At 45.4% G+C, this 13071-nt stretch carries 8 protein-coding genes; 2 read left to right on the top strand and 6 right to left on the bottom strand.

What is annotated here, in order from left to right; translation table 11 throughout:
* Positions 1-39: 39 nt before the first annotated feature.
* On the bottom strand, positions 40-1977 hold the full coding sequence (locus tag A6K76_RS02380; protein ID WP_066461710.1) for a DUF2075 domain-containing protein: 1938 nt from the start codon (positions 1975-1977) through the stop codon (positions 40-42).
* A gap of 473 nt (positions 1978-2450) precedes the next feature.
* Here A6K76_RS02380 and A6K76_RS02375 point away from each other — a divergent pair, with 473 nt between their 5' ends.
* Entirely contained in the window at positions 2451-4643 is a 2193-nt protein-coding gene (locus A6K76_RS02375; RefSeq protein ID WP_066461709.1) for a DEAD/DEAH box helicase, read from the top strand.
* Between the two features lie 47 nt (positions 4644-4690).
* Here A6K76_RS02375 and A6K76_RS02370 read toward each other — a convergent pair whose 3' ends face one another.
* From A6K76_RS02370 to A6K76_RS02355, 4 genes are all read right to left on the bottom strand, one after another.
* Positions 4691-5509, bottom strand: coding sequence for an alpha/beta fold hydrolase (locus tag A6K76_RS02370; protein WP_066461708.1), 819 nt, complete (start codon positions 5507-5509; stop codon positions 4691-4693).
* 647 nt (positions 5510-6156) lie between these two features.
* Positions 6157-7335 (bottom strand): GTP-binding protein, encoded by a 1179-nt coding sequence (locus tag A6K76_RS02365; protein ID WP_066461707.1) that lies wholly within the window; start codon positions 7333-7335, stop codon positions 6157-6159.
* Positions 7336-7393: 58 nt separating this feature from the next.
* Complete coding sequence (gene rpmG / locus A6K76_RS02360) at positions 7394-7543, bottom strand: 50S ribosomal protein L33 (protein ID WP_066461706.1); 150 nt, start codon at positions 7541-7543, stop codon at positions 7394-7396.
* Between the two features lie 270 nt (positions 7544-7813).
* Complete coding sequence (locus A6K76_RS02355; RefSeq protein WP_066461705.1) at positions 7814-8752, bottom strand: sensor domain-containing diguanylate cyclase; 939 nt, start codon at positions 8750-8752, stop codon at positions 7814-7816.
* A 480-nt stretch (positions 8753-9232) separates the two neighbouring features.
* On the opposite strand from A6K76_RS02355, the gene A6K76_RS02350 reads away from it, so the two are divergent.
* Complete coding sequence (locus tag A6K76_RS02350; protein ID WP_066461704.1) at positions 9233-11200, top strand: methyl-accepting chemotaxis protein; 1968 nt, start codon at positions 9233-9235, stop codon at positions 11198-11200.
* A 177-nt stretch (positions 11201-11377) separates the two neighbouring features.
* Here A6K76_RS02350 and A6K76_RS02345 read toward each other — a convergent pair whose 3' ends face one another.
* Entirely contained in the window at positions 11378-12982 is a 1605-nt protein-coding gene (locus tag A6K76_RS02345) for an MFS transporter (RefSeq protein WP_066461701.1), read from the bottom strand.
* Positions 12983-13071: the final 89 nt, after the last annotated feature.

Here is a 13071-nt window from a genome sequence, read left to right as displayed (position 1 = left end):
GCTGTACAATAGGCATCAATGTACAGCCTTTTTTATTGCTTACTTCACCACATACGTCCCTTTCGCCTCCGCAACTAATGCTCGTGACACATCGGCACGCTCGGCATAAACGTGATGTAGGCGATCCTTTAAATATTGTGCAAGTGCTGAATCTGTACAGTAAATGTAGCAGCCCTTTTGTCCGCGTGTCATAAGCGTGCGGTATGTATTGCGAATAATTGCATCGACCGCTTCTGTCGCTTGCTCAGGTTGCTCCTTCATCCACTTTTTAATACCTTTAATCGATTGGTCGGTTTTTGCCCGCTTCGTATAGTCCGTTATGATCGTACCGTTTTCGTAGCGTAAGTCGTCGCCAATAATGACACCGACGTAATCAAACTCTAATCCTTGGCACGTATGAATGCATCCTGCCTCATCGACCGATTGCTCGGCGATTGCCCAAATGTCGTTGCCTAAATTCCAACTCATACCAAACTGATGCTCGTCGATTACAATGTCATGTACGTTGCGGTCGTTTTTGCCGTCCTTTTGCCATTCCCAGCAATAGCCTGCCACAATGCGCGACTTGTTGTTTCGCACATTTTTTTCGCGAATGCGGTCACGCAGCACGTTTGGCGAATCGACAATTTGAATGTCATAGTCCATGCCTAAGTCGTGCGTATTTGCTGTTTCACGAATACCGAGCACGTCGTCAAGCCATGCGATGTAGCCGTCTGAGCCATCACATCGAAACTGCGACGAAAGCTCACTTTCATACACGTCGATGCCAAGCTCTTTTGCGAATTGACGAATGAGACCGACGCTACCGATGTCCTTCAACGTTACTCGTTGCGCCTCGTCAATGAAAAATACGCTAAACTTCGCACTATTGAGTAGCTCCTTCACCTGATTTTCGCCGAGATTGCTAAACAAACCAGACTTTTCATTCAAACGGTGTGCCTCGTCAACAATGAGTACGTCAAATTCATCTTTATCTGCCGCATGAAAGCTACCCGAACCTTTAAATAAATTGTCGATGCTTTTCTTTTTCATCGTGCCCTTTAGCTTCGTCGCATATACGTCGCGTGGAGCGCTATTTTTCGTCACGTACATCGCAAAATAATCATCTTGAATAAGCTGCACGAGCAAATTAATGCCTAACACCGATTTTCCTGTACCTGGACCACCTTTAACGATAAACGTCCCTTTTTTCTGCTGTGCAATGCACTCGCTCGCATAATGTAAAATTTGCTCATACACTACTTTTTGGTCATCAATCATAATGAACTCATCGTTGCCTTGAAGCATCGCTGCCATGCTGTCTTGTAGCGATTTTGACGGTTTAATGCGCCCGTTTTCAATGCTGCCGATAATGTCGTTCACATCACCTTGCTTAATGTACGTTTTAATGAATGAACGTAGCTGCGCCATTTCACCTTTACGAAACACTGGCGCTTTGTCGATATGCTCAGCGTAATGTCCATCAACTAGCGGGTCATTGTCGTCAACGATATAGTTATGTAAATACGCGCACGGCTTCAAATGAATCGGACGGTTGCGCACCTCTTCGTTGAAATCTTCAATAAGCGCCGCATAGCTCCACGCCTGATACGATGGATGTGTCGTTTGGCGTTTGCCGCCACCGACATACGTTTCAACAACGACCGCATCAAGTCGTTCAACTTTATCAACCGCTTCCCATTGCTTCAGCTCAACAATGACGGCATGATCGTTTACTCCATCGTTACCTGCAATAATGAAATCGACGCGCTTGCCCGTATTCGGAATTTTAAACTCAATCGCCGCCTTCGCATCTTTCGGAATATCGCGGTCACGCAGCACGTTCGACATGCGCTGCAACGACTGATCCCACGAGCGAATCTCACTTTTCGACGTGCGCCCAATTTTCTCCTGATACACACCATACAGCCGATCCACAATTACTTCATTTTCTACATCTGCTAAAAACTCCGCAATGTTTGCCTCATAAATAATCATCGAATGCCTCCTTATTTTTTCAATATTGTTAACGACTATCTCTTATCGTGATGACCTATACTGTCGCTATTCGTTTCTTCTCTTTATATATCACGTACTGTAATGACAACGAACATGACATTACAAAAGAAAACATTTATATCAAGCGTGTTGATTAGCCATTCAACTGGCAGTTCGCGTATTGCGGCTCGCGGTTACTCGTCGCAAAAGTCCTAGGGCTCGGCGCACGCTCCATGCCACTACGATACTGCCTTCATCTCATTTTTGCTGCTGAAAACAACCGATTCAGATGTATAAAAGTGGTTAATAAACAGACCTGCATGTATATATCATTATTATAGCACCTTCTGTTCACCCCTATATACCTTCACTTATGTAATTTTTTAACTTTTTACTAGGTTTGTTATTTCAAAAAAATAATTTAATGCTATACTTGCGATCGTATGATACTCACATTGTAAAGGAGCTTTCACATGCCATTTTTTGAAACAGAACTTTTAGGAAAGCCTGGCGAAACGGGCGAAAAGAAAGTGTGGGACGCGGTGAAGCAGGCGTACCGCGAGCAAGATCAGCAAGGTAAATGCACAGGCTACTGGCGCTATCCATTATTTACGAAAGTTGGACAGCAACGCAAAGAGCCTGACATTTTAATTGCCGACCAAGATTACGGCGTTGTCATCATTGAGGTGAAGTCGTTCAACATTGACAATCTTGTAGCGGTGAACGGACATTTATGGGAATACAAAAATTTTTATGAGAAATCGGGCAATCCGTATCAACAGGCGGAAGACCAGCTTTATTCATTGTTCAGTCATTTCGATCGTGAGCGACAGCTGCGTCGAAACATTTCGGGCAAAGTGTTAATTGCGCTACCGTACATTACGAAGGCACAATGGATTGAACGCGGCTTTGACCGACTGCCGAGCGTGCCACCGATTATTTTCGGCGATGAGCTAGGTCGCGGAACGTTACGCCGCACGATTGAAGAAGCAGCAAACATTTTGCGCGGCGAGGAAATTACGGCGGAGCGTTGGCACGTGCTATTATCGGTGCTAAGTGGCAAGCCGGTCATCGTTGGCGATACGTCGATGGCGAGCGACAATCCGTCAACGAAGCTCGAAATTATTCGCTCGTTAACGACGAAGCTTGGCGAAATGGACGTGCAGCAAGAGGGTATCGGCAAAATGATTCCACCAGGTCCACAGCGTATTCGTGGCATTGCCGGCTCCGGAAAATCGGTGCTGCTTTGCCAAAAGGCGGCACATATGCACTTAAAGCACCCGGACTGGAACATTGCACTCGTGTTCTTCTCAAGAAGCTTATATGAGGAAGTAACAGCACAAGTCGATAAATGGCTGCGTCACTTCACAAATGGCGACGTGTGCTACGACGACAAAGTGAAACAAAAGCTGCGTATTTTACATGCATGGGGCGGCGCGAATCGTCCAGGCTTTTACAGCTTTGCGTGCAACCTTCACGGCGTACGTCCACTAACGGTTAATGACATTCGCAACGAGCGCATTTTCGGCATGGGCAACTCGATTGGCTACATTTGCGGTCAGCTATTGGAAAAAGTGCCACATATCGAACCATTTTTCGATGCAATTTTAATCGATGAAGGACAAGATTTAATGGTGTCCGAACAATATAAACATAAAGATAAACAACCGTTTTATTGGTTAGCGCACAAGTTACTGAAGCAAGTTGACGCAAACGATGACGTGAACAAGCGTCTCATTTGGGCATACGACGAAAGTCAAAGCTTAGACAACTTAACGATTCCGACGTCGCGTGAGCTATTCGGTCCAGACGAGGCGTTCCGAAGCTTCGTAACCGGTAACCATCAAGGTGGCGCGAAAAAGAGTGAAATTATGCATCGCTGTTACCGTACACCAGGTCCGATTTTAACGGCTGCACACGCAATCGGCATGGGCTTACTCCGTCCAGACGGCATGCTGCGCGGTATTACGAACAAAGAAGACTGGAAAAGCATCGGCTACGACGTCATTCGCGGAAGCTTCCGTCAAGGCGAAACGATTACGCTACAACGTCCAGAAAAAAATTCACCAAACTTAGTGCCGATGCTGTCAAAAGAACCTGTGCTGCAATTTAATCGCTACGCTTCACGTCAAGAGGAGCTAAACGCACTTGCCGAAGCAATTCAGCACAACATTACGCACGACGGTTTATCGCCACATGAGCATATTTTAATCGTCGTACTCGGTGCTGGTCGCGATGCCACTGCACTTCAAAAACAAGTTGCCAACACATTGCAGGCACATCACATCGATTTCTACTTGCCTTCAATGCGTGCGAAAAACGTATTATCTGCTGCAAATTACCGCGAGCAAAACCCTGACAAGTTTACAGACGATGGTGCAGTCACAATCTCACTCGTATCACGCGCAAAAGGGAACGAAGCACATATCGTCTACGTAGTCGGCGCAGATATCGTAGCCGCAGACGAAGCGAACATTCAGCTACGCAACCAACTATTCGTCGGCTTAACACGCTCAAAAGGCTGGGCAACTCTTTCAGGCGTCGGCAACTACCCAATGTACGATGAAATTTCAGACGTCATGGTTGCACGAGACACATTCACCTTCGAATTCCGCCGTCCACCCGTTCAACTAATGGACGATCCAGACGCCGCTTCGAACGCATAAAAAAATCCACCCTCACCTCGAAATGAAGTGGGGGTGGTTCTATAATATTAACTTTCTAAAAACCTCCTCACCTCCCGCATCACGTCCTCCTGCTCCTCACACGCCACTGTATAATGATTCGCAGTTGTCGTCACTTTCTCAATTCGCTTCGCACTCGTCAGCATTCGCCCAAAATGCTCCGCCAAAAAGAGCGGCGCATCATCAAGAACACCTTCACAATGCACGACGAAAATCGGACATGTCAGCGCACGAAAAATCGCTTCGCTGTCAAACGTTCGCAAACTGTTGAAATCTTCGGCAATGATGTCGGCGTCGGCTTTTGTGTGCCAGCGTCCGTCGCGCTCCTCAATTTCATATCGTGCACTTTCTTCCAGCGGCGCACTCCACGTCACGCCTAAGCTTTCATAAATAGCACGCAGCTCGGACACGTATTGCGCTTGTGAATCATACGTTTTGTTTAAGCGTGCGATCGACGGCTCGATGCGTTTTGCTTGATGCTCGCTGACGTCTGCTGCTCCGTCGATTAAAATGAGATGACTCACCTCGACTTGTGTGGCGACGTGAGACAAAATGAACGCGCCCATCGAAAAGCCGAGTAAAATCGGACGTTCAATATGTAGCGCTTGTAACAATGCAACAATGTCGGCACTATGCTGCTTAAAGCTTGACGGACGATTCGGCTTGCCACTATTGCCACGCCCTTTCACATCGATGACGATGAGACGATGACCTGCGAGTGCTTGCTGAATGAAATGCATTTGCTTATGATTACCGCTTAGTCCGTGAACGAGCACAATTGGTGGCTTGCTTCCTTCGACGTCTATGTAAAAAAGCGAGCTGCCGTTTACATCGATTAATTGCTCCATATAAATTCCTCCTTTAGTCGTTTGGCGCACTATACCCGACAATCGCAAATAATAAACATATATGAATATACTTACATATAAATATAGTTGTATATCTATATATAACTATATACAAGGTGATTGAAATTTAGAATGTGAACGAGGCTCGAAACAAGAGGCGGACTCCTGCGGGAAAAGCGTGAGCGAGAGACTACAGGCTCGAGCCACGCCCGCGGAAAGCCTGCCTCGATGTGGAGAGCCGACGAACAAAACGCTAAAATACATTCACCGTCTATATATAGATTGAAATTTTGAAGATGACATGAGGAAAGCATTGTTCTGACGTGTAGGCGGCGACTTCTGCGGGACAAGCAAAAGTTCTTTTGCGACGAGTAATCGCAGGAGCAAAATCTTTTCTGCCTCGAGTAACCGCAGAGGCACTCGAACCGAAAATCAAGGAACAAAGGCTAAGTTCGTCGCGTCCTTGCGACAACGCCTTTGTGACCGACATCGTGTCGCCCTCCGCGAAAAGCGTCCGCCGAAACAAAAGAACGGTACAATATTAAGTTCAATGTATATATACCATTCTTATTACTTCATTAGCGAGCCGCTCGTTCAAAAAAAAGAAAAGCGCTCAAAGCCATCGATGACTTTGAGCGCATAATTGTTTAATGCACAACGAATGATGGTAAGTTGTCCGTAAATGTCGACCAATCCGCCTGCATTTCCTCATCTGTTAATAAGCATGCATCGAGCTGTGCTTCGATTGCTTCGCGGTCTAAATGCAAACCGATAATGACAAGCTCTGTTTGACGATCGCCGTACTGCTCGTGCCAACGCTGCTTTAACGTCGGATCGTCAGCGAATGCCATTTGCTGCTCCTCTGGCGACATGTCCGCTACCCACTCGCCTGCTCCTTGGAATTGAATCGATGAGCCTGCCTGCGAAATGATGCCGACCATGTTGCGCGTCGCAAGCCAGAAAAAGCCTTTTGCACGTACAATTTCATCAGGAAACGCATGCAGCCAAGCTTCCCAGCGCTCCGGGTGAAACGGCTTGCGACGCTTGTAAACAAACGATGAAATGCCATATTCCTCCGTCTCTGGTACGTGCTCCTCGTTTAATTCCTTAATCCAGCCTGCTCCCTCGCTCGCCTTATCGAAGTCAAATAGCTGACGCCTGAAAATGCGCTCTGGATTAATGTTGCCACGCTCAACGATGTACTGCTCGGCATCTGGGTTCATTTTCGTTAAAAATGCTTGCAGTGTTTCTAAATACTCGTCCGTTACGAGGTCGCTTTTCGTAATGCATAAAATGTTCGCAAATTCGATTTGGTCTACGAGTAGGTCGCTGACGTCACGCGTATCGTAGCGGTCGTCTGTTTGCTGGCGTTCGAGCAACGTTTCGCCGCTTTCGTAGTCCTCCCAAAAACGGTTTGCATCGACAACGGTAATCATCGCATCGAGCGTGCATAGCTTCGTTAAGTCGATGCCGCTTTCCTCGTCCTCGTACGTAAACGTTTGTGCTACTGGAATCGGCTCGCTAATGCCTGTCGATTCGATTAAAATGCCGTCTAAGTCGCCGTTTGCTGCGAGCTTTTTCACTTCGAGCAATAAATCTTCACGCAGCGTGCAGCAAATGCAGCCGTTCGTTAGCTCGACTAGTTGCTCGGTCGTGCGTGAAAAGCCACCGCCTTCGATTAGCTGTGAATCAATGTTAATTTCGCTCATATCGTTGACGATGACGGCGATTTTTTTGCCGTCGCGATTATTTAATAAATGGTTCATCATTGTCGTTTTGCCAGCGCCGAGATAGCCGCTTAATACTGTTACAGGAATTTTGTTCATGTCGAGCTCCTTTTCGTCGCGTGTTAGGGTGAATCGTTTTCATGTTCGTTAGTTGCTGTTATTTCGTTTCACGGTGCAGTGTCACACGCTTTAAACGTGGACAATATTTTTTTAATTCGATTCGCTCTGGGTTGTTGCGTTTGTTTTTTGTCGTAATGTAGTTGCGGTCACCTGTTTCTGTACATGCTAAAGTAATGTTTACGCGCATTTCGTTCACCTCTTTCTCAAATAGTAATGGTTACGATTTATACAATATCGCTTTTTGCCGCCGTCGTCAACTACTAAATGAAAATATCGAGCGGATTGATTAGCTAGTTAATTGGCAGGAGCGTATTTCCTTATTTATTTCAGCTCGGCTGCTAAAATGATGAATTTCACTGTTCCTTGTCGAGCATCTTTGTCTCAATAAAACAAGTTAAGTCGGATAATAGACATTTTAAGTAATAAAAAAACTGCCCGATTGAACGGACAGCTTACGTTATACTTTGCGCTTTCGTCTTGCTTTTTGTACATACATCGCCTCATCTGCTTGCTTAAATACATCCTCAACGATACCGTATGAGCATGTCGTGTAGCTATAACCGATTGACATTGAAATTTGCTGGGCCGTTTGCTCGTTATGTACTATAATAGCGCTTTCAATTTTTTGAATGTATTGCTGGAGCTGATCGCGCGTTAAATTTTTACATACGATGGCAAACTCATCACCACCGATGCGACAAACGTGACCGTGCGCACCAATAATCTTTAACAGCAGACGCGCACTTTGCTGAATGTATTGATCACCCGACTTATGTCCCTCAGTGTCATTAATCGTCTTCAAATCGTCTAAGTCGCAAATAATGATGCCACATGATAGCTGCGGCTCGCCGTTTAACTCACTTAACTGCTCTTCAAAAAAGGTACGATTTTTCGCACTTGTCAATGGGTCATGCATCACTTTATGCTCCAGTCGTTTTTGCAACAATATGCGCTCATGCACGTCGCGGTAAATACCTTTTAATGCTACTAATCGACCTTTATGAAACGTCGGTGTCGCATATTCCTCAAACCAGCGATACGTCCCTTGCTGCGTGCGAAAACGTATAAAAAAAGGCTTGCTATAATCGGCCGTACCTTCGAGCTTGCGCATGACGAGCGGCATATCATCGGGGTGAATGCATTGTAAATACGTTTCGACTGGCGCTTCAATATGTCGCTTTGCACATTCCTCCCCGAAAAATGTATAGAAGCCTTTGCTCAAATATTTATATCGCTGTTTAGGAAATAACTCACAGTAAAATAAAAAATCCGTCGTTTGCTCTGTCGTTTGCAATAGCTGCTGCGTTGCGACGAGCATATGTTTCGTTCGTTGCCACTTCGCAAAGCAAATAACACTGCACGTACAGCCAATTAATGCGATTGCACTTGTAATCATTCGCTAGTCTCCATTTCTTTTTCACTCTTTTAAACTGTATAGACGATGAATATATTTTCGTGCTTTGATATTTGATTTTAAGCGTATTGATGATCCACTCAACTGTCGCGTATTGCGGTTTGCTTTCTAGAGAGTGGAGTCGCCTGTGAGGTCTCAATTCTCGTACTCCTGCCGTTATTCGTCGCAAAAAGAACTTTCGCTTCTCCCCAATGAGTTTCACCGCTACCGATATACAGCATTTAGTTGAGCTTAGTTGTTAAAAATCATGAATTTCACTGTATAAAAATGGCGTAAGAATAGACTTGAAAATAATATTAATTATGTATACTTCACGCTAAAAAACGCATATCGTTGCAATATTCAGTTCATATTTACAACATTTAGTTCATATTAAAGGATATATGAGTATTTTTTCAGGAAATACTGTATGATTAAACGATGACTTTCATCATATAACTTAAAACTTGAAGGATGGGTATTATGCGTTTTAAAAAGCTTCAAACTAATTTACTATTGCTATTTTTAGTGCTAAGCCTTGTGCCGCTACTACTAACGAGCATTTTTTATTTAGTACAAACGTACACGAGCTATACGAATGATCAGCAAGCAAAACAACATGAAATCGAGCAAACGGTGCTGCGTCAAATTGAACAAGAAGAGCTTGCTTTACAAAATTTAGCCGCTGTACTTTCGAGCGAGCAAGATTTATTAAACATCGTTACAGCTCCGACACGTGACGATATGACAGCCCAAATGAAAATTTTGTATGAGCGCCTTGCAAAAGAGCATGAGCTAACAGTCGTTGAAATCGGCGACGTATCGGGAAACGTTCTCATTCGTGGACACGCTCCTGAGCAATTCGGCGACAATAAAAAGGAGCTGCATAGCATTCAGCAGGCACTTGCTGGCAATAGTTCAAGCGGCATTGAACGCGGGGCTACAGGATTATCTGTGCGAGCATTCGTACCAATTGAACAAAACGGACAAGTAATTGCAACGCTTCAAATTGGCGTTGGCGACTTATTTTTACAGCATATCGAACAGGCGCTACAAGGGATCGACGTTCATCTCGTTCAAAACGATCACACCATTATTCGCTCAACTAATAAGCAAATGGTCGGCAAAGTCGTCGATGTTTCTGCTGCGCTACAAGGCACGATTACACGCGACAAAAATGACACGACATTTCGCAGCGATTTACCAATTTACGATCCATCTGAGCAAAACATCGTTGCCGCACTACGCGTAGAACAAAACATTGTCGCTGCGCAGGAAAGTTTTCGCTCTTTAATACTGACGAGTGTCAGTATTTTTACGTTCACACTACTTATTTCGACAGCAATTGCTATTTATTATAGTCATTCTGTAACAAAACCGATAATTTTTAATGCTACTATAGCCCGTCATATAGCAGACAAAGACTTATGTCATACAGTGGATATTCCGAAACGCCGCGACGAATTAGGACAGTTAACAGGAAGTATCCTCACTTTAAAGAATGACTTAGGTAATACATTGCATACTGTGCAGCACTCTGCCATTTCATTATTAGAAAAAAGTGTGCATCTCGATGTGGCAACGAACGACATCGCAAACGGTACAACAAACGTTGCAGAAGCGATGAATACGATTGCCCACGGAGCTGAGCAGCAAACATCGCACATTACGACGATTACAGAGCATATGTATTCGTTCACAAACGATTTAACCGAAACAGCTGAGGAAAGTCGCAAGCTCCAGCAACTCACAGTCGATGCGCAAACACAATCAAGCGAAGGTGCACAGTTTATGCATGACGCGCAAATGAAAATGCAGCATATGGAGCGACTAATGCAACGCAGTGTTAACGACTTGCACGCGCTTCAACAGCAATCAACACATATTTCGTCATTCGTGGCGATCATTGAAAACGTCGCAAGTGAAACGAACTTACTTGCACTTAACGCCTCGATTGAAGCAGCGCGCGCAGGTGAGCATGGCAAAGGCTTCGCAATCGTTGCCGACGAAGTTCGCAAACTTGCTGAGCAAACTTCACAATCAGTCGATGAAATTACGACGCTCGTCTACGGCATTCAACAAAGCACGAATACGCTTCAGCAGTCGCTACAGCACGGTGCTGACGAAACAAGCGCCACTGCACATGCATTACAGCTGACGGCGACATCGTTTGCAAGCATCGATACACTCATTACGCAAATTAGTCGCTTCGTTAATGATGTACAGCAACAATTTACGACAATGACGGGTACGAGTAGCGCCATTCAACAATCACTCGAGCAAATGACTGGCTTCACGCAAGAAACGTCTGCAGGCATTGAAGAAACGTCCGCAACGATGCAGGAAACTTCTGCGACGATGGTACAAATAAGCAGCGCCGCCGAACAGCTCGCTCAACTATCGCAGCAGCTTGAGGAAGTCGTACGTCAATACAAGCTACCACCAATGTAAACAAAAAGGATTTACGGTCGTCATCGTTGGCGTACCGCAAATCCTTTTTTCCATTTATGTCATAAAAAAGCCTTACGCAAGTTTCCCCGCGTAAGGCTTCCAAACAACTCAATTATTTATTTAATTGACGGCGACAGATGAATACGAACGCTGCTGCCTTATTACCAAGTTCAATTGTTATTTTTCGCGTAATGGCTTTAATACAAAAGCAAGCAGTAACACCCCTGCTGAGATGACTGCGGCACTCATAAATAAGCCACCGTAACCTTGCTGTGCAGCCATTTCATTTAGCTGCTGCACCGTTAACATTAACGCTTCCTTTAGCGCTGGGTCTTGCACTGCATTCACGCTTTCAATCATTTGTTGCTGTGACATATCTGCTGATGCAAACTGTGCTCCGAGCTGTTGCAATTCCTGTGCACCTGCTTGTGACAGCTCAACACCTTGCATATTTTGTTGAAACTTCGCCATAAAATCCGTCTGGAACAACGTCGGTAAATCGTTAAAGCCGCGTGCAATGAAACCTGCATAAATCGTTGGGGCAATCGTCATGCCGAGCGTGCGCACAAGCGATAACGATGCGAGCGCCGTTCCTTTATTATCTTGCAATTTTTCAGTCGCTAACATATTGAGCGGCGCACCGAGTAAAATCCCCATGCCGACACCGCTTACGACCGATGCGACGATAAACTGCCATTTCACGTCAATCCAAAGTGGGAATAGTAAAAAGCCGATTGCCGCAACGAACCCTGATAACGCAACGGCAATGATTGGACCACGCTTATCGACGAGCGCACCGCCTAATCCCGCACCGATACCAGCAGCGAGCGCAAGTGGTGTCATCCAGTAGCCTGAATGCTCTGCGCTAATGCCGAGCACTTGCTGTGAAAATGCTGGTACGAAAATCATCGCTGACAGCATCGCCCCTGATAACGCCCCAATCAATAACGTCACTAAAAAGCGCGGTTGCTTCATAAGCGTCACTGGTAAAATCGGATCTGCTCCGCGACGCACAAGCTTGTTTTCATATACGTATAACATAATAAAAATACCAATTGCTGCAAGTAAATACGGATATACATTCGTTGCGAGCAGCCCTTTAAAGAAGCTTAACCCATCGACGTTCGTTAAGCCGTACATAATACCTAAAATGGCAAGCGACAGCAGCACTGTGCCGAACAGGTCGAGCTTTCCTGGTGTTGGGTCTTTCGTTTCTTCAAGCTTTAATATCCCCATGACCACGAGGAAAATCGCAATCGGTACGTTAATGAGAAATAACCAATGCCAACTGCCCGTCCAGTCTAAAATGATACTGCCGACGTTCGGACCGAGCACCGCCGCCATACCGTTCATTCCACCGAGCATGCCGAGCGCCTTTCCTTGCTTATCAATCGGTAGCGTGCTTAAAATGTGCGATGAGCCGATAATGAAAATACCACCGCCACCCATCGCTTGAATGAAGCGCGCAATTAAGTAAAACGTAAAGTTCGGACTGAGCGCAACAAGCAGCGAGCCGAGCCCGAAAATGGCAATTTCAACGATGAATAATTTTTTGCGTCCGTAACGGTCAGATAGCTTACCTACGATTGGGACGCTAATTGCTAAGCCGAGCGTGTAAAGCGTTACGCCCCACGCCCCCCAGTTCGCATCGACGCCAAACGAATCGTTAATCGTCGTCAATGCCGCACTAATGATGCCGTTATCGAGCGCCGCCATAAATACACCAAGCGAAAATAAAATAATCGCCCACGTTTGTGATGAAACACGTCGTTTCGTTTCCATACAATCCCTCGATTCCATTTCGATTTAATGTCACTTCCTATTCCCATCAGGTCTGTTGATTAGCCATTTTTATACAGCTGAATCTGTTG

The organism is Caryophanon latum, from assembly GCF_001700325.1.
Classification (GTDB): Bacteria; Bacillota; Bacilli; order Bacillales_A; family Planococcaceae; genus Caryophanon; species Caryophanon latum.
Note: the sequence above shows the minus strand (reverse complement) of the source record. Positions and strands in the feature narration are given on the sequence as shown.

What these genes read in the sequence shown, in the direction of transcription:
- A6K76_RS02380 (WP_066461710.1), bottom strand. Translation starts at nt 1,977, where the DNA reads ATGATTATTTATGAGGCAAACATTGCGGAGTTTTTAGCAGATGTAGAA.
- A6K76_RS02375 (WP_066461709.1), top strand. Translation starts at nt 2,451, where the DNA reads ATGCCATTTTTTGAAACAGAACTTTTAGGAAAGCCTGGCGAAACGGGC.
- A6K76_RS02370 (WP_066461708.1), bottom strand. Translation starts at nt 5,509, where the DNA reads ATGGAGCAATTAATCGATGTAAACGGCAGCTCGCTTTTTTACATAGAC.
- A6K76_RS02365 (WP_066461707.1), bottom strand. Translation starts at nt 7,335, where the DNA reads ATGAACAAAATTCCTGTAACAGTATTAAGCGGCTATCTCGGCGCTGGC.
- rpmG (WP_066461706.1), bottom strand. Translation starts at nt 7,543, where the DNA reads ATGCGCGTAAACATTACTTTAGCATGTACAGAAACAGGTGACCGCAAC.
- A6K76_RS02355 (WP_066461705.1), bottom strand. Translation starts at nt 8,752, where the DNA reads ATGATTACAAGTGCAATCGCATTAATTGGCTGTACGTGCAGTGTTATT.
- A6K76_RS02350 (WP_066461704.1), top strand. Translation starts at nt 9,233, where the DNA reads ATGCGTTTTAAAAAGCTTCAAACTAATTTACTATTGCTATTTTTAGTG.
- A6K76_RS02345 (WP_066461701.1), bottom strand. Translation starts at nt 12,982, where the DNA reads ATGGAAACGAAACGACGTGTTTCATCACAAACGTGGGCGATTATTTTA.